The organism is Pseudomonas fluorescens, assembly GCF_000730425.1.
Classification (GTDB): Bacteria; Pseudomonadota; Gammaproteobacteria; order Pseudomonadales; family Pseudomonadaceae; genus Aquipseudomonas; species Aquipseudomonas fluorescens_X.
Map to the genome: position 1 here is coordinate 5,934,655 of NZ_CP008896.1, position 17,227 is coordinate 5,951,881.

Here is a 17,227-nt window from a genome sequence, read left to right on the forward strand (position 1 = left end):
GAGACACGACACGATGAATGCACTACGACCTCTTGTACGCCTGGCTCCGATCACTGCGGGCCTGACTCAACGCAACCCGAAAATCCTCCTTGGCGGCAAGCACCAGCCGACGCTGCTGCGTTATCTGGATGGCTGGCCTCGGCGCACGGGTCGTCCTTCGGCCTTCCTGATCCAGTTTGTCGAAGACGGTGAGTCCTTGGCACGATTTGCCACGAACAGCTTTGATCTAGCGGTAATCCAGGCGCCCAATGCCGAGGATGCCGGCGAGTTCATCAAACACCTGACCCGTGTGGCGCGCCAGGGCCTGATTACCCGTCGTTAAGCCAAGGCTCAATAGAATGCCGCCGCCGGCGGATGTTGGTGCCGTCGTCGGCCAATAAATATCCACAGACCCAGCAGGCTCACGAGTAATGGCATGCTGACAATCGTGAGCAGGCTCACGCTGCGTTCTATCTTGCGTACGTTCCGGTAGGCCTCTTTTTTCAGGGTGTGCAACTCCATGCGTAAACGCAGGCGTTCCTTGTTGAGTGCTTGTAAGATTTTATTCGAGGCACTGGCTTCGCTCGGCAACGATGATAGCGTGTTGAGCAACTGCCATTCCTTTTCTGCCTGCTCCAGGCGTTGTTCCAATAAAACCGCTTTTTTTGCATAGGCTTGCGCGGCATCTTTGCGCAACGTATCCAGCAACCCTGACGGTTGCCGTTCGTGGGTACTCGGGCTGATGGCACTCAGGGGGGGCGGTGCCGCCAGGTTATCCAGGGTATTCAAGACAAACCTGGCATTGTCCGAGCGTGGCATTTTTTGCCTGTCGGCATTGCGTGTGGCCAGCCACACGCGATCACTGAGCAGGTCAGTGTCAGCAACCACTACCACATGAATGTTGGTGGCCTTTTGAAGGGGGGCTTTCTGGCCGTTGATGCCGTCGGGGAACGCAGAATACGCAGACCCTTCCAGGCGGGCTGCGATCACCTGGGAGCTACCGTGCGTAGTGGCTTCCTGAAGCATGGCGTCAAAGGTGGCCGGTTGCGCAAAACGTTGCCCATCAAAGGTGCTGGCTTGCGCAGAGCTCCGCAGCAGAGGGATAAAGCTCGTACGGCTGTTTTTCAGGGGGATAAGTGTGCCCGGATTCAGCAGCGTCACGCTGTCGATGTTCCAACTGCTGATATCGTTCTGCGCCATTGCTGCTTTGGTCAGGGTAAGGGCCCCGGGATGGCGTACGGGCAGTTGGTTGTTGGTCAAGACCACAGGGGTTGCAAAAAGGCTGTCTGTCAGGACTTTATTGGCCGGCATTTGCAGGCCCCAGGCCGCCAGGAGGTTTTTCTGGTTGGAGGTGCCTGCGGCTGAGTTCGGTTCGTTCAAGGGGTCGATAAACATCATCAGCTTGCCCCCTCCGAGGACAAACTGATCAATGGCAAAAAAGGTTCGCTCTGGCAGTAGGGCGGGTTGCACGACCATCAAGGTTTTGACGTGCTCGGGGATGCTCGGGATATCGCTGCCCAGGCTCATCAGGTTGAACTGGCTGCGGATTTCCTTGAGCAACTGCCACGGCGGTGCGATTTCCTGATTGCGATCATCCCGGCTGCCCTCCATGGGTAATCCGGAGATCAGTCCGATGGTGGGCTGCTCCTGGCGGGCGACGTTATGGATCAGGCGGCTGATCTCATACTCCAGAAACCGTGCGCGTGTGGGGTCGAAGCGTTGGATCTTCTGAGGCTCCTGGTTGGCACGTGTGCCTATCAGCCCAAACAGCCCGTGTCTGCTATCCAGCCCCAATACCTCGGCCTTGTACTCATCCTCGGAAAAGGGCCGGGGGTCAATCAGGTGCAGGGTAATGTTGCCCTTGGCCGCGCTTTCATAGGCCTTGAGCAGCATTGCGATGTACTCGCCATGACGGTTCAAGGCTTCGCTCTTGCGGGGCTGACTCGAGTTGAAAAAATACAGGTCCATGGGCACCTCAAGTGTCGCGAGCAGGGCCTCGGTCGAGGGTGACAGGGTATGGATCTTGTCGTCGGATAGGTCCAGCCGGTAGTTGGGCACTTTCAGGACCCATACCAGGTTGAAGGCGAGAAAAAGCAGGGCGATGACGATCAACGTCACGCCAAGGTTCATAAGGTTCCTCATGGGGTTTGCGTTCTCAGCCTTTTCTGAAATTTAAAGTGAGGGTGGTGGCGGTGAGGAAAGCGACGATCATGCTGATGAAGTAAGAGGTGTCACGCAGCGTCAACAGGCCGTCGTCGATGGCGCTGAAACGTAGCCTTGGATTGAGCGAGATTAAACTGTCGATGATCCAAATGGGTGCCTGGTGATCCAGCATATCCAGCACCGACGATAAAGTACTGGCTATCAATAACAACGTTAAAGTCATGCCATAAATGATCAGGCCGTTGCAGGCCAGTACGCAGATGAAACAGGCAAGCGAAAGATAAGCGCCTGCCAATAGCCAACTGCCGATAAACTGCGCGAAGATGGTTGAGTTGTCTGCCGAAGCCAGGTAGTTAATGGTGACTATCAACGGAAAGTTTAATGAAAGGGGCAGGGCGCAAAGTGTCCATGCAGCCAGGAATTTTCCCAGCGTTAGTTCAAGGGCTGATACCGGAAGTGAATTGGAAAATGCCTGGGCCCGATCTTTGTGCTCATCCAGCCACAGCAGTGTTGAAATGAATGGAATAAAAAAAATATACAGCCAGGGGTGGAACTGAAAAAAAGCATATAAGTTGCCTGGGTTTTTTTCTAAGAAGTTTCCTACATGAAATCCCAGTGCGGCGTTGGTAATCAAAAATGTCGATATGGCGAAATAAGTGGCCGGGCTTGATAAGTAACTGCTGAGTTGCCGTTTGAATATTGCAGGTAGACGTTTCAATTGGGCGCCTCTTGGCTCATATGGTGGATTACATCGCTCAAGCGTCCCGGCTCAAGGCTCAAGGTATTGATCGTCCAGCGACGATTGGCGATCAGGGCGTTGACATGCGGATAAATGGTTTGTCCTGGCATCGCAAGTACCGTCACGCTGCCCTCGGCGTGCCGGTCCTCTTCGATGCCAGCCACCCCCGGGAGCACAGCCAGCGCGAGCAGGTCCAGGGGCGTATCGGTCGCGAGGGTGATTGCCTGATAATGGCGCGAACTGCGTTGCAGCTCGGTGGTGGGTGCATCGGCGAGCAAGCGGCCCTCCGCCAGGACCAGCGCCCGCTGACAGACAGAGGCGAATTCTTCGGGATTGCGCGAGGCAATCATTACCGTCATCTCGTCGGTCAGCGACTGGATCAACCTCCCGACCTTGTGTTTTTGCAGGATGTCCAGGCCTTCGGTGGGCTCATCGAGCAGCAGCAACCTGGGGTCATGCATAATGGCTTGGGCCAGTGCGACTTTGCGCTGATGCCCCGCAGGCAGGGCGGCGATGGGGGAATCGAGTACGCGCCAAAGCTCCAGGCGGGTGACGGCTCGATCAACCATCCTACGTTTTTCCAGGCCCCTGAAACCGCGAATTTCAGCGATGAACCCCAGAAAACTCTTAACCCTCATGCTGCCATGGCTGAGTGCAGATTCAGGCTGGTAGCCTATTATTCTCTTGGTTTTCAGCGGGTGCGTGGATATATCCAGATCGTATATTTTTATATTTCCGGAAGTCGCCGGGATCGCACCTGAGAGTAATTGGAGTAACGTACTTTTGCCCGCAGCATCATGTCCGAATATTCCCAGGCATTCCCGGTGCCGGGCGCTGAATGTCAAGTTTTCGAGGACTGTCGATCGTCCTGTTTTTTTTGTTAGGTTGGTGATTTCGATCATTATGCTTTTCTGCTTGGTTGTTTGTCCGGGCACGCCGGGTAAACGGCGGCTTCAATTAACCTGGGGCGTCAGGTAGTTAGTTGCCAGAGGCTTAAGGTGAAAAGTATTGATCTGTGGATTTGTTAAAAAATGGTACGTTTAATGAGTGCGCTTGGAAACGCTGAAACACTGGAATAAGGTAAGTCCTACATGTGGCCCAATTACTCGCTGAAACAATTGCGTAGCGTTTGATGTTGCGTTGATTTTATTTGCTGGATGACGTGTATATGAAGTACTACCGTAATGGAGTCCGATACTCATGATGCTTCTACGTACTCTTGTTCTTGAACACTCTGGTCATGATTCCCCGGTTAGGGAAGGTCTGAAGTAAGCAGCCGTTTTTAACGGCCTCGCTGTCTGAGGTTCAAAAAACACCGACTTAATCGAAAATCAGACCTTTCCTCCTGTCAGTTCACTGTTTTTTGCGGAATAGCACCTTTTCAGGGCTCATTGTCCACATCACAGGCGCACCTCGCCTGCATTCAACAGTCGTTTTCGCATCATCCACAGGTTCGATAAGGCAAACAGTGTGGTCTGCTGCGCGGTGTTTTTCACCAAGCCTCGGAAGCGGACTTTCGTATAACCAAACTGGCGCTTGATCACCCTGAATGGATGCTCAACCTTGGCCCGGACTTGAGCTTTCGCGTATTCGATTTTGCGGCGCATGCGACCGATCAGGCTCTTTTTTGCATGCTTCTTATAGCTGCTGGGGCGCGCTGCGATCGACCAGATCATCTGGCGATGTTGATGCTCCGCACGCTTCTCCACGCCGGTGTAACCGGCATCGCCAGAGACGTAAGTTTCCTCGCCATGCAGCAACTGATCGACCTGAGTCACGTCCGCCACATTCGCCGCCGTGCCCACCACGCTATGTACCAGACCGGATTCAACATCGACACCGATGTGCGATTTCATCCCGAAATAGTACTGATTTCCTTTCTTTGTCTGGTGCATTTCGGGGTCGCGTTTACCGTCCTTGTTCTTGGTCGAACTGGGCGCATGAATGATCGTCGCATCGACCACAGTTCCCTGACGCAGCAGCAAACCTCGGTCGCCCAAATAGCCGTTGATGACCTGCAAAATCCCACCGGCCAGCTCATGTTTTTCCAACAGCCGGCGGAAGTTGAGGATCGTGGTTTCATCCGGAATCCGATCCAAATGCAGCCCGGCAAACTGGCGCAGAATCGTGGTTTCGTAGAGGGACTCTTCCATCGCCGGATCGCTGTAGCCGAACCAGTTTTGCATCAGATGAACCCGCAGCATGGCCATCAACGGATACGCCGGACGACCGCCTTCACCCTTCGGATAATGCGGCTCGATCAACGCAATCAGGCCTTTCCAGGGCACGACCTGATCCATCTCAATCAGGAAACGCTCACGGCGGGTCTGCTTACGTTTGCCTGCGTACTCGGCATCAGCGAAAGACATTTGCTTCATCGGGGCTCAACCGTTCAGTTCGTGGGACAGCCGTATCTCACCAGATTTGGAAGTCTTTTTCAGAGTTTCCTTAACGGTGCATTGCTTTGTTGTTTTGCGGTACCGCAGATCGCTTCGAACTTTCTTGTCTATAGCTTGGATGAAGAGGTCGAGCCCGGAAGCTCCAGGGTCTACATCGCCGCATTGCGTAAAAAGGCCGAGCGGTACTTTCTTGGAGGTATCGAGTCCAAGGAGAGCCTGCAACAGGCGATGAGCGTCCTCAAGCAGATCATCACCATGGCCACGGCTTCCGGTGTCAAGGATGGCAATACCTCAGAGTCGCAGGTGGCTTATCATTTCGTTGATCTGAAGGGCAGTAAGCTACCGGCGGCCAGGCCAGAGGATCATCACTCGCTGATGATCAAGAAGGCATTGGTGATGAAGGTGATCACTCTGGGAACTTCTGTCATTGGCCTACCCGCGATTGAGAGCGCCGAGTTGATCGTGCCGTCTATTCGCTTCTCGTCAAAAATGCTGCCTCCGCCAGGTACGGCAGGTCGCAGTGAGGCTGCGATCCAGGAGCGGGACGAAGAGCCGACGGCAGGCCTGTCAGCAGCAACGCCTGCCGATCCATTGCCTGCACCACCGAAGATGCCGGAGCCACACGTACCTGCTCCGCAAGTGCAACAGCCTGTTGCGCCGCCCGAAGTCGTTTCGCCTGCCGTGGTGGCGGATCAGTCATCCCTGCTTGAGGTGGACACTACGCTGACCAATCTTGCTCGTGTGGCGCAAGAGTTGACGGCGCAGAAGCGCGTGGTGTTACAGCAGCAGGAGGAGCTTGAGCAGCAGAGAAGCCAGTTGCTACGGGAAAAAGGCGCATTGGAGCAGGCCAATCAACAGTTGACCGTGCTGGAGGCGGCTTTGCAGCATCGAACCGAAGCGTTGAATGATCGTGAAGAGCAACTGACCCGGGATGCGCAGTTACAGCAGGCAGAACAACGCCGCCTGGAGGGCTGGGCCCGGCAGTTGGAAGACGAGTCCTTCAGGCTGCAGACGCTGGACAGGGCGTCCCAGCAGCAGGCCGAGCAATTGGCGACAGGTCTGGGGCAACTGTCGGGCTTCAGGGGCGACCTGAGGGCGTTGCTTTACCGCCTGGATGGAGCCTTGTTTCCTGTGGAAAAGGCTGAGCAGGAGCCAAGTAAAGAACCAGAGGCCGATTGACCGGGGGAATCAGTCCTGGCTACTTTCCAGCGTTCATTTATCATCGAGCCTGACCGGTTGGCCGTCAGGCGGCCAGTGCATCCATGGCTGATGCAGGGGGGTGAACCAATGGATATTTCGTGGGGATGTGACGCTTTTGAGTACCAAGCTGATTACCAAAGAAGGTCATGAGGCGCTGAAGAAGGAGCTTGATTACCTGTGGCGAGAAAAGCGTCCTGATACCACGCGCAAGGTGACCTGGGCAGCTTCGCTGGGAGATCGCAGCGAAAACGCCGACTACCAGTACAACAAGAAGCTGCTGCGCGAAATCGATCGCCGGGTGCGTTACTTGCGCAAACGCCTGGAAGATATGCGGGTTGTGGAATACATGCCCGAGCAGGAGGGCAAGGTGTTCTTCGGGGCCTGGGTGGATATCGAGAACGAGCAGGGGCAAACCAAGCGTTTTCGGATCGTGGGCTATGACGAGATATATGAACGCATGGACTACATCTCCATCGACTCACCCATGGCCAGGGCCCTGCTGCGCAAAGAGGTAGACGATGAGGCCATTGTGCAGACGCCAGGCGGCGAAATGTGCTGGTGGATTACCGGGATCGAGTACATCAAGTAGGAGCCGGCTTGCCGGCGATGGCGCCTTGAAGAACACAGCGATGCAGCGATCCGGCTCCCAAAGGGGAGCCGGTTTTTTTGTTTCAACCTTCGCGCAATACCGCAAGCGGGCTGGCGTTCAGCGCGCGGCGTGTGCCGAATACCCCAGCACCGCCGATCAAAACTGCGCCAATCACCGGTAGCACCAGCAGCCAGGGATGCGGCTGCCAGACCAGGTCAAATGCGTAGCGATACAGCACCAGGGTCACTAACTCTGTACCCAGCGCCGCCAACAGTCCGCTGACCGCACCCAGCAGCCCGAACTCGATACGCCGGGCCTTGACCAGCAATTTGCGTTCTGCCCCCAGGGCGCGTAGCAAGGCGCCCTGGCGAATGCGTTCGTCCAGGGTGGCCTGCAGGCCGGAGAACAGTACCGCCATGCCCGCCGCGAGGACAAACAGCAGCACATACTCCACGGCCAGTGTGACCTGGGCCAGGATGCTGCGCAGTTGGGCCAGCAGCGCTTCGACCTGCAGGATGGTCACTGCCGGGAAAGCCCGGGACAGGTCGACGATCTGCTGGTCATGGCCGGCGGCCAGGTAGAAGCTGGTCAGGTACGTGGCCGGCAGGTCCTTCAGGGTGCCCGGTTGGAAGATCATGAAAAAGTTGGGCTGGAAGTTGTCCCAGTTGATCTCCCGCAGGCTCGTGACCCGGGCCTCACGGTTCTCCCCGCCAACGGTGAAGACCAGGTGGTCGTTGAGCTTGAGCTTGAGGCTTTCGGCGACTTTGGCCTCTACCGAGACACCAGGAATCTCATCGCCCGGCTGATCCGCCCACCAGGTACCCGATGTCAGGGTATTGCCAGGGGGCAGGCTGGCCGCCCAGGTCAGGCTCAAGTCACGTTGTATTGCACGATCGCCACTGGAGTCCTTGCTGACAATCTCCTGCACCGGTTCGCCGTTGATGCTGATCAGACGCCCTGGCACCACGGGATACAAGGGCGCGGCCTGCGCCTGTAGCTCCAGCAGGCGGGCGCCAAAGGCGTCCTTGTCGGCCGGCAGGATATTGAGGGCGAAATAATTGGGCGCGTCCTTGGGCAACTGGTTTTGCCAGGTGTCCAGCAACTCGCCACGCAGCAAGGCGATCAACCCCATCGAGAGCAGGATCAGGCCAAACGCCAGGGACTGGCCTGCCGCCGCCAACGGGTGGCGCAATAGCTGGCCCAAGCCAAGGCGCCAGGGCAGGGCGGCGCGTGCCAGCAGGCGGCGTAGGCTTTGCAGCAGCAACAAGAGCAGGCCACCGAGGATCAACGCGGCGATCACCCCGCCCCCCAGCAGGGCGAAGGTCAGCACCAGGTCCAGGCTCAGGCGCCACATGATCAGGCCCAGGGCAAACAACGCGGCGCCATACACCATCCAGGTGCTGGAAGGGATCGGTAACAAGTCGCGCCGTAATACCCGCAACGGCGGGACTCGGCCCAGGGCCGCCAGGGGAGGGAGAGCAAAACCGGCCAGGGCTACCAGCCCGGTACCGATGCCGGCGATGGCGGGCAGCAGTCCACCCGGTGGCACGTCTGTCGGCAGCAGATCGTGCAACAGATAAAACAGACCCAATTGTGCGAGCCAGCCCAGTGCCGCACCGGCGAGGCTGGCCAGCAAGCCGAGGACGGTCAGTTGTAGGCTGAACAGCAGCATGGTTTCCCGGCGCGACAGACCCAGGCAGCGCAACAGCGCGCTGGCGTCGAAGCGGCGGCTGGCAAAGCGGTTTGCCGACAGCGCCACGGCTACTCCGGACAGCAGCACGGCGACCAGGCTGGCCATGTTCAGGTAGCGCTCGGCCTTGCCCAGGGCTCCACCGATCTGCTGGTTGCCGTCCCGTGCATCCTGCAGGCGCTGGTTGGCGGCCAGCCCTGGCGCCAGTTGGTCGCGGTAGGTTTGCAGGGCAGTACTGGCTTGCGGCGCACGCCACAGCTCGCGGTAGCTCACCCGGCTGCCCGGCTGGACTACGCCCGTGGCCTCAAGGTCGGCCAGGTTGATCATCACCCGTGGGGTGAGGCTATAGAAGTTGCCGGCTCGATCCGGCTCATAGGTGAGGACACGGGCCAGACGCAGGGTTTTCATGCCGACGTCGATACTGTCGCCGACTTTCAGGTCCAGGGCGGTCAGCAGGCGTGCCTCGACCCAGGCCTCACCGGCTTTCGGCCCGCCCCCCGAGGTTTGCTCGGCGAACGGCTGCGCAGCACTTTTCAGTTGGCCGCGTAGGGGATACTGCTCGTTGACCGCCTTGATACTCGATAGCTGGATACCGTTGTCTGTGGCGATGACGCTGGAGAACTCCACCACCCTGGCGTGCGCCAGGCCCAGTTGCGTGCCGCTGGTTATCTGCTCGGGGCGGGCAGGGGAGCTGCCCTCCAGCACCAGGTCGGCGCCGAGGAACTCGGTGGCGCGCAACAGCATCGCACCGTTGAGCCGTGCTCCGAAATAGCCGATGGCGGTGCTGGCGGCCACCGCCACAAGCAGGGCGAAGAACAACACGCGTAATTCACCGGCGCGGGCATCGCGCAGCAATTGGCGCAGGGCAAGGCTGAACAGGCGCAACAGCGGCAGGCGTGCCATCAAGGCTCCAGGGGCTCGACCATCAGGCCGGCTTCAAGACGGATCAGGCGTCGGCAGCGATGTGCCAGGCGCTCGTCATGGGTCACCAGCACCAGCGTGGTGCCGTTCTCTTTATTGAGCTCGAACAGCAGGTCGCTGATGCGCTCGCCGGTATGGCTGTCGAGGTTGCCGGTGGGTTCATCGGCAAACAGCACATCCGGTTCGGCCGCGAACGCGCGGGCAATCGCCACGCGTTGCTGCTCGCCACCCGAGAGCTGGCGGGGAGAATGGGTCAGGCGCTGGCCCAGGCCGACCCGTTCGAGCAAGTGCCGGGCGCGTTCGCGGGCATCCTTGCGCCCGTCCAGTTCCAGGGGCAGCATGACGTTTTCCAGGGCATTGAGGCTGTCGAGCAATTGGAACGACTGGAACACAAAGCCGACGTGTTCGGCACGGATACGTGCCCGTTGGTCCTCGTCGAGGACACTCAGAGCCTGGCCGGCGAGGGTGACCTCACCGCTGCTGGGTAGGTCGAGTCCAGCCAGCAGGCCAAGGAGCGTGGATTTTCCGGAACCGGAACTGCCGACGATAGCCAGGCTATCGCCCTTGTTCAGTTCCAGGCTCAGTTCGTGCAGGATGGTCAGTTCACCTTCCGCGCTGGGAACCACTTTGCTAAGGTTCTGCGCGGTGAGAATGCATGCGCCCATGGAGAATCCGATGCGAATATGGTTTTTGAGTGCTGGCCTGGCCCTGATGTGCATGGCCCAGAACGCAGCGGCGGGTACTGTCCTGATCGTTGGCGATAGTATCAGTGCCGGTTTCGGCCTGGATACCCGCAAGGGGTGGGTGGCACTGCTGGAGCAGCGGCTCAAGCAGGAGGGTTTCGATGACAAAGTGGTCAACGCCTCCATCAGCGGCGACACCAGTGCCGGAGGCCTCGCGCGGCTGCCAGCGGCGCTTGCAGAGCACAAGCCCGACGTGGTGGTTATCGAGTTGGGCGGTAACGACGGCTTGCGTGGCCAGCCCCCGGCGCAATTGCAACAAAATCTTGCGTCGATGATTGACCAGTCCAAGGCTGGTGGCGCCAAGGTGCTGCTGCTGGGGATGCAGTTGCCGCCCAATTATGGCCCGCGATACACCACGGCATTTGCCGAAGTCTATGGTGTGCTGGCCAAGGAAAAAAACGTTCCCCTGGTGCCGTTTTTCCTTGAGGGGGTGGGTGGCCATCCGGACATGATGCAGGCTGATCAACTGCACCCGGCAGTCGGCGCCCAGGCCAAGTTGCTGGAAAATGTCTGGCCGACGCTAAAACCGCTGTTATGACGCTTTTCTAGCAGCGGTCTTTCGGCTAAGGTGGCGCCCCCGATTTGGAGCCCCCGATGTCGTCGCGTCCTGCCTGGTCCCTGTTTGCCTACCAACTGATCGAGCCCGACGAGCAGTTGGATCTGTTCGCCTGCCAGGAAGTGAAGGTGCATCTGGTGACACGCCAGTTGGAGCTGGGCGGTACCATCGACCGCACGCTCTGCGGCACATTGCTGCCTGCCCAGCCACGCTGGTCCTCCGTGGATCGCTCGATTTTCCAGGATCAGCGCCTGTGCCCCTTGTGCCGGGCGATTCTCGAATCGCAAAAGCGCGGCACGCCGCCTATCTGGCCTGAGCTGCGCTTCGAGCTTTAAGGGCAGGTACACGCTACAATCGCCATTTTACCCCCGTCGATCTGCGAAGGATTATCCGGATGTTGTCGCGCCTGCCTGTCGTCACCCGTTGCCTGTCTCTCGCTGCATTGTGTGCAGCCGGCCCTGTTGCTGCCCTGCAACTACCCCTGCCACCGCCGGGTGAAGACATTGTCGGCCAGGTCCAGGTGATCAAGGCCAAGTATGAAGACACGTTTGCCGACCTGGGGGCTACTTATGACCTGGGCTATTCGGAGATGGTCGCGGCCAATCCGGGCGTCGACGCCTGGCTGCCAGGGGCTGGAGCCGAGATTGTGTTGCCGACCCGTTTCATCCTGCCGCCCGGCCCCCGGGAAGGCATTGTGATCAACCTGGCCGAGTACCGCCTGTACTACTACCCCAAGGGCCAGAGCGTGGTGTACACCTTTCCGCTCGGGATCGGTCGCGAAGGCTGGGGCTCGCCGATTGCCCATACCAGCATCATTGCCAAGACACCCAACCCGACATGGACCCCGCCCGCGTCGATCAAGGCCGAGCACGCGGCGGACGGCGACCCGCTGCCCAACGTGGTGCCGGCAGGTCCCGACAACCCCCTGGGGCCGTTCAAGTTCACCCTGGGGACGCCGGGCTACCTGATTCACGGTTCCAACAAGAAGTTCGGCATTGGTACCCGTACCAGCCATGGCTGCTTCCGCATGTTCAACAACAACGTGCTGCAGATGGCCGCAATGGTCCCGGTAGGGACACCGGTGCGCATCATCAATGATGCCTACAAGTTTGGTATCAGCGGTGGCAAGGTCTATCTGGAGGCCCATGCGCCATTGAATGACGATGGCACGCCGTCGGTGGTCGACAAGCACACCGCCGTCATCAACGCGATGCTCAAGCGTGAAGACCTGGCCAATAACCTGCGGGTCAATTGGGATGAAGTACGTGATGTCGTGGCGGCCGAAGATGGCTTGCCGGCGCAAATCGGTGAGCCGGGCGCCGCGCCGATGGTCACCAGCATGCCAGTCGACCTGCAGCAGTAACACCTGTCGTCAATCGAAGCCCGTCATGGATTGTTCCTGGCGGGTTTTTTATTGTCCGGGATCCAAAGCCGGATTACGGGCAATAAAAAGCCGATCCAAAAATGGATCGGCTTGATAACAACCCCGAAGGATTATTACTTGCGGCTAGCTTTTTCAAGCATGCGCAGAGCGCGCTCGTTAGCTTCGTCAGCAGTCTGTTGTGCTTTTTGAGCAGCAGCCAGAGCTTCATCAGCTTTACGGTAGGCTTCGTCTGCACGAGCCTGGGAGCGAGCTGCTGCGTCTTCAGTTGCAGTCAGACGAGCTTCGGTTTCTTTGGAGACGCTGCTGCAACCGGTAGCCAGAACTGCGGCCAGAGCCAGAGCAGAGAATTTCAGAACGTTGTTCATCGTGTTCCCCTTCAAGGACTTTCTATTTAATGGCTACTTTCTCAGAGTGAGCTAATAGCCGGCGTACATACTACCCATTACTTGTAGTAAGTAAACTGACGTAGCGCAAGAAGCAAAAAAAATTCTTGTGCCGAATCTATTTTGGCTAACCTTTAGCGAGTTTGTATAAAAAATATCCAGTTTTTGCTGCTCAGTCAAAAATTGGATCCAGGCTGAAAGCACCGCCTGGCAAGTGTTAAACGTTGTAAGTCGATGTCAATTTATATATCTGCGTGAATACTATTGTTCAGATTGTCCAGGTGCTGATGGGCATCTTTCGCGCATATACAGGTGACTTTAAAAGCGGTGGTTCGTCTTAAGCTTCAATTGCCGGCAATGTTCAGGCTATCGACCACCAGTTGCTCGATCAGCCCTTTCTATGTCCGCCAGCCCGGTGGATGACGAGTGTCCCTTGAGCAATGGCAGGATTGGTGCCTACTATTCCTGCGTGCGGGGTGTGAGTGCTTCAGGGCTTTTCTCGTTGTCGAAACCGGCACGGGTGGCGTAGATGTTCCTTCGCCGGAAAAACATCGGTAAGGTACGGGTCAGAAACCAAGACCCGCGAGGAGTAGTGATGAGCGAGGCGTTGTCCATCCACCATGACCAGGCTGGTCATCAGTTCGAGACCAATGTGGACGGTCATCGTGCCTATCTGACCTACATGGACCTGGGGAAGCAGACCCTGGATATTTACCGCACGTTTGTGCCCAATGCCCTGCGTGGGCGCGGCATTGCCGCTGCGCTGACCGAAGAGGCGCTGCAATACGCCGAGAGCATGGGCTACACGGTGATCCCGTCCTGCTCCTACGTGGAGCGCTACATGGAGCGCCACCAGCGCCATGCTGCGAAGCTGTGAAAGCCAACGTGCAGGCATAAAAAAACGCCGGGCTTAGCCCGGCGTTTTTGTGTGCGTCAGGTACGTTGGCGCTTGGGCAGAACGTCCTTGAGCTTGGCGTGCATGCTGCGCAGGGTGGTTTCGGTGGCGGACCAGTCGATGCAGGCATCGGTGATCGACACGCCGTATTGCAGGTCGGCCAGATCCTTGGGAATCGCCTGGCATCCCCAGTTCAGGTGACTCTCGACCATCAGGCCGATAATCGACTGATTGCCTTCCAGGATCTGGTTGGCCACGTTTTCCATCACCAGCGGTTGCAGGGCCGGATCCTTGTTGGAGTTGGCGTGGCTGCAATCGACCATGATGTTGGGCTTGATCTTCGCCTTGGCCAGGGCCTGTTCGCACAGGGCTACGCTGACCGAGTCATAGTTGGGCTTGCCATTGCCGCCACGCAGTACCACGTGGCCATAGGCGTTGCCCTTGGTGGTGACGATGGATACGCCACCTTCCTGGTTGATCCCCAGGAAACGGTGTGGGCTGGAAACCGACTGCAAGGCATTGATCGCTACGGTCAGGCCGCCATCGGTACCGTTCTTGAAACCCACGGCAGAGGACAGGCCGGACGCCATTTCCCGGTGGGTTTGCGACTCGGTGGTACGCGCGCCAATCGCCGACCAACTGATCAGGTCCTGCAGGTACTGCGGGGAAATCGGGTCCAGGGCTTCGGTGGCCGTTGGCAGGCCCATTTCAGCCAGGTCCAGCAGCAGCTGGCGACCGATATGCAAGCCGTCCTGGATCTTGAACGAGTCGTCCAGGTACGGATCGTTGATCAGGCCTTTCCAGCCGACGGTGGTCCGTGGCTTCTCGAAATACACGCGCATCACCAGGTACAAGGTGTCGGACACTTCCGCCGCCAGCACCTTGAGGCGCTCGGCGTACTCGTGGGCGGCCTTGAGGTCGTGGATCGAGCATGGGCCGATCACCACGAACAGGCGGTGGTCAGTGCCGTCGAGGATGTCACGAATGACTTCGCGGCCCTTGGTGACAGTCTGCAGTGCAGCGTTGCTCAAAGGGATTTCGCGCTTGAGCTGATCGGGCGTGATCAGGGTCTCGTTGGATTCGACGTTTAGGTCGTTGATCGGTAAATCAGCCATCGTGTTACTCGTCAGGGTCACGGGTGCCGGCCGCCAGCGAACCCCGTGCGGCGGAGCACAGCATGATTTAAATGCAGCGGGGAGCCGAACCTTAGCGCGTACACGGCTGCTCGACAATGGGCAATTGCGCGCGGTGTCATACGGCCTGATAGTGTGTTGCCTGGTTAAAGGTCGTGGTGCTGATCGAGTGAAAGCGTTTGAATTGACGGATTTGGATATTGACCAGCAGTTGCTGGCGCTACCTGGCGCTTCGCTGCTGGTGTTTACCAGCGTTGGATGTTCCAGTTGCCGTTGGGCGCGTCAGCAGATGTCGGGTTGGAACCTGCCGGTTGCGCGCATCTGCTGGGTCGACGCCGGGCACAATGGTGGCGCGGTGCAGCGCTATGGGATCTTTCATTTGCCGGCTTTATTTGTAGTGTGCGAGGGTCAACTTCATGGCGCACTCCAGATGGGCCTGAACGCCAGCGACCTCAGCGACGCTATAAATGAGGCGCTCAAACAAGAACCAGAGGAGTTGCCATGACGAGTGCAGTTGAACCTGGGCCGCGTATTGGGATTATCGGCACCGGCGCCATTGGTGGTTTTTACGGGTTGATGCTGGCACGCGCCGGTTTCGACGTGCATTTCTTGCTGCGCAGTGAATACGCGGCGGTCAGTGAGCGTGGCTTGCAACTCAATAGTGCGGTGCATGGTGCCTTGAGCCTGCACCCGGTACAGGCCTATGCCAATGCGGCCGACATGCCGTCTTGCGACTGGCTGTTGGTGGGTACCAAGACGACCGGCAACGTTGAACTGGCGCCGACCATCGCCCAGGTGGCGGCGCCTGATGCCAAGGTCGTGCTGCTGCAAAACGGACTCGGTGTCGAGGACGGCCTGCGCGAACATCTGCCTGAGTCCCTGCATTTGCTCGGGGGGCTTTGTTACATCTGCGTACACCGCTCCGGGCCGGGGATTGTCGAGCACCAGGCCATGGGCCGGGTCAGCCTTGGCTATCACAGTGGTAGCGCGACCCATGATGCTGCACGCCGCCAGGCGATTGTCGAAGAGGGCGCCGGGCTGTTTCGCCACGCCGGGATCGACTCCCAGGCCATGCCTGACCTGGACCAGGCGCGCTGGCATAAGCTGGTGTGGAATGTGCCGTATAACGGTCTGTCGGTGCTGCTCGGTGCGAATACCTCTGCGTTGATGGCCGACGAATCCAGCCGGGAGTTGATCCAGGGCTTGATGGCCGAAGTGGTGCAGGGCGCCCGGGCGTGTGGTCATCAGATCGCGCCGGGTTACGCCGAGCAGATGTTCAGCATGACCGAGCGTTTGACGGACTACTGGCCAAGCATGTATCACGATCACGTGCACCAGCGCCCGCTGGAGTTGGCTGCGATCTACGCTCGCCCGTTGGCCGCTGCCCGGGCCGCCGGTTGCGAATTGCCGCGGATGCAGGCGCTGTATCAGGCCCTGGGCTTTATCGATCGACGTAACGGCTGAGGAGCAGACATGGCCAAAGGCATGAGCGACAAACTGGTTCTGGCGATTTCCTCGCGGGCACTGTTCGACCTGGGCGAAAGCCATAAGGTTTATCTGGCCCAGGGCGTCGAGGCCTATCGCAAGTATCAGATCGATCACGAGGAAGAAATCCTTGAGCCGGGGGATGCCTTCCCCCTGGTCAAGAAACTCCTGACCCTCAATGCCAGCCTTGGCCGCGCGCGGGTCGAAGTGGTGCTGGTGTCTCGCAACAGTGCCGACACCGGTTTGCGCGTGTTCAATTCGATCCAGCACTACGGCCTGGATATTTCCCGCGCCGCCTTCGTCGGTGGGCGTAATCCCCACCCTTATCTGGCGGCGTTTGGCAGTCACTTGTTCCTTTCGACCCATGCCGAAGATGTACGCAGCGCGCTGGATGCCGGTTTTGCGGCGGCGACCATTTTGTCTGGCGGTGCCCGCCGGGCCTCCAGTGCCGAATTGCGGATTGCCTTCGACGGTGACGCGGTGCTGTTTTCCGACGAGTCCGAGCGTGTCTACCAAAGCGGCGGCCTGGAAGCGTTCCAGGCCAGCGAGCGGCAAGCGGCCCGCGAACCTTTGCGTGGTGGGCCATTCAAGGGGTTCCTGGCGGCCCTCAATCTGCTGCAGCGCGAGTTTCCCGACGAGTCATGCCCGATCCGCACGGCGCTGGTGACGGCCCGTTCGGCCCCGTCCCACGAACGGGTGATCCGCACATTGCGCGAGTGGGACATCCGCCTGGATGAATCGCTGTTTCTTGGCGGCCTGGAAAAATCAGCATTCCTTGAGGCGTTCGCTGCCGACGTGTTTTTTGACGACCAGGCTGGCCATTGCGAGAAAGCCAGGGAGGTCGTGGCCACCGGGCATGTCCCCCATGGCGTGAGCAATGAGCCCAAAGTCCAGGTCGAGAGCTAAGTTCATCGCAGTCGCGGAGGCGCTGCTAAGCTGAAACAGTCCCCGCCATCCTGGCAGTCCAG

At 58.7% G+C, this 17,227-nt stretch carries 18 protein-coding genes; 10 read left to right on the plus strand and 8 right to left on the minus strand.

Going from position 1 to position 17,227, the window contains the following annotated elements; genetic code table 11:
• The first annotated feature begins 13 nt into the window (after positions 1-13).
• The gene (locus HZ99_RS26715) at positions 14-322 is read left to right on the plus strand and encodes a hypothetical protein (protein WP_038447455.1); all 309 of its coding nucleotides are present in this window, start codon (positions 14-16) and stop codon (positions 320-322) included.
• Positions 323-330: 8 nt separating this feature from the next.
• Here the strand turns inward: HZ99_RS26715 and HZ99_RS26720 are convergent, their stop codons facing one another.
• The 4 genes from HZ99_RS26720 to HZ99_RS26735 all read right to left on the minus strand — a co-directional run bounded on the left by HZ99_RS26720 (position 331) and on the right by HZ99_RS26735 (position 5,259).
• Positions 331-2,109, minus strand: a complete 1,779-nt coding sequence (locus HZ99_RS26720) for a Gldg family protein (RefSeq protein ID WP_235205544.1) — start codon at positions 2,107-2,109, stop codon at positions 331-333.
• A gap of 25 nt (positions 2,110-2,134) precedes the next feature.
• Positions 2,135-2,860, minus strand: a complete 726-nt coding sequence (locus HZ99_RS26725; RefSeq protein ID WP_038447459.1) for an ABC transporter permease — start codon at positions 2,858-2,860, stop codon at positions 2,135-2,137.
• The gene (locus HZ99_RS26730; protein WP_080727761.1) at positions 2,857-3,783 is read right to left on the minus strand and encodes an ABC transporter ATP-binding protein; all 927 of its coding nucleotides are present in this window, start codon (positions 3,781-3,783) and stop codon (positions 2,857-2,859) included. The genes HZ99_RS26725 and HZ99_RS26730 overlap by 4 nt, the downstream gene beginning before the upstream one ends.
• A gap of 498 nt (positions 3,784-4,281) precedes the next feature.
• Positions 4,282-5,259: an IS5 family transposase gene (locus HZ99_RS26735; RefSeq protein WP_033902000.1), complete on the minus strand. Its 978-nt coding sequence runs from the start codon at positions 5,257-5,259 to the stop codon at positions 4,282-4,284.
• 21 nt (positions 5,260-5,280) lie between these two features.
• Between HZ99_RS26735 and HZ99_RS26740 the strand changes: the two genes are divergently transcribed.
• Positions 5,281-6,459: a hypothetical protein gene (locus tag HZ99_RS26740; protein ID WP_038447465.1), complete on the plus strand. Its 1,179-nt coding sequence runs from the start codon at positions 5,281-5,283 to the stop codon at positions 6,457-6,459.
• Positions 6,460-6,595: 136 nt separating this feature from the next.
• Positions 6,596-7,069 (plus strand): transcription elongation factor GreB, encoded by a 474-nt coding sequence (greB, locus tag HZ99_RS26745; protein ID WP_038447467.1) that lies wholly within the window; start codon positions 6,596-6,598, stop codon positions 7,067-7,069.
• 82 nt (positions 7,070-7,151) lie between these two features.
• Here greB and HZ99_RS26750 read toward each other — a convergent pair whose 3' ends face one another.
• The gene (locus HZ99_RS26750) at positions 7,152-9,662 is read right to left on the minus strand and encodes an ABC transporter permease (RefSeq protein ID WP_038447469.1); all 2,511 of its coding nucleotides are present in this window, start codon (positions 9,660-9,662) and stop codon (positions 7,152-7,154) included.
• On the minus strand, positions 9,662-10,345 hold the full coding sequence (locus HZ99_RS26755) for an ABC transporter ATP-binding protein (RefSeq protein WP_029297972.1): 684 nt from the start codon (positions 10,343-10,345) through the stop codon (positions 9,662-9,664). The genes HZ99_RS26750 and HZ99_RS26755 overlap by 1 nt, the downstream gene beginning before the upstream one ends.
• Positions 10,346-10,355: 10 nt before the next feature.
• Here HZ99_RS26755 and HZ99_RS26760 point away from each other — a divergent pair, with 10 nt between their 5' ends.
• The 3 genes from HZ99_RS26760 to HZ99_RS26770 are packed head-to-tail and all read left to right on the plus strand — an operon-like array spanning position 10,356 to position 12,342.
• The gene (locus tag HZ99_RS26760; protein ID WP_038447475.1) at positions 10,356-10,961 is read left to right on the plus strand and encodes an arylesterase; all 606 of its coding nucleotides are present in this window, start codon (positions 10,356-10,358) and stop codon (positions 10,959-10,961) included.
• A gap of 56 nt (positions 10,962-11,017) precedes the next feature.
• Positions 11,018-11,314: a hypothetical protein gene (locus HZ99_RS26765; RefSeq protein WP_029297976.1), complete on the plus strand. Its 297-nt coding sequence runs from the start codon at positions 11,018-11,020 to the stop codon at positions 11,312-11,314.
• 59 nt (positions 11,315-11,373) lie between these two features.
• Positions 11,374-12,342: a L,D-transpeptidase family protein gene (locus tag HZ99_RS26770; RefSeq protein WP_038447478.1), complete on the plus strand. Its 969-nt coding sequence runs from the start codon at positions 11,374-11,376 to the stop codon at positions 12,340-12,342.
• Between the two features lie 134 nt (positions 12,343-12,476).
• Here HZ99_RS26770 and oprI read toward each other — a convergent pair whose 3' ends face one another.
• Positions 12,477-12,728: an outer membrane lipoprotei OprI gene (gene oprI / locus HZ99_RS26775; protein ID WP_003172710.1), complete on the minus strand. Its 252-nt coding sequence runs from the start codon at positions 12,726-12,728 to the stop codon at positions 12,477-12,479.
• A 613-nt stretch (positions 12,729-13,341) separates the two neighbouring features.
• On the opposite strand from oprI, the gene HZ99_RS26780 reads away from it, so the two are divergent.
• Complete coding sequence (locus HZ99_RS26780; RefSeq protein ID WP_029297992.1) at positions 13,342-13,623, plus strand: GNAT family N-acetyltransferase; 282 nt, start codon at positions 13,342-13,344, stop codon at positions 13,621-13,623.
• Between the two features lie 56 nt (positions 13,624-13,679).
• On the opposite strand, the gene HZ99_RS26785 is transcribed toward HZ99_RS26780, so the two are convergent.
• Positions 13,680-14,756, minus strand: coding sequence for a 3-deoxy-7-phosphoheptulonate synthase (locus tag HZ99_RS26785; RefSeq protein ID WP_038447481.1), 1,077 nt, complete (start codon positions 14,754-14,756; stop codon positions 13,680-13,682).
• A 187-nt stretch (positions 14,757-14,943) separates the two neighbouring features.
• Here HZ99_RS26785 and HZ99_RS26790 point away from each other — a divergent pair, with 187 nt between their 5' ends.
• Genes HZ99_RS26790 through HZ99_RS26800 form a run of 3 tightly spaced genes read left to right on the plus strand, consistent with a single transcriptional unit; the run spans position 14,944 to position 17,165 of the window.
• Positions 14,944-15,279, plus strand: a complete 336-nt coding sequence (locus HZ99_RS26790) for a thioredoxin family protein (protein ID WP_051903259.1) — start codon at positions 14,944-14,946, stop codon at positions 15,277-15,279.
• A complete protein-coding gene (locus HZ99_RS26795; RefSeq protein WP_038447484.1) occupies positions 15,276-16,238 on the plus strand; it encodes a putative 2-dehydropantoate 2-reductase in 963 nt (320 codons plus the stop codon). Before HZ99_RS26790 ends, HZ99_RS26795 begins: the two co-directional genes overlap by 4 nt.
• A gap of 9 nt (positions 16,239-16,247) precedes the next feature.
• Positions 16,248-17,165, plus strand: a complete 918-nt coding sequence (locus HZ99_RS26800) for a 5'-nucleotidase (RefSeq protein ID WP_038447487.1) — start codon at positions 16,248-16,250, stop codon at positions 17,163-17,165.
• Positions 17,166-17,227 lie beyond the last annotated feature (62 nt).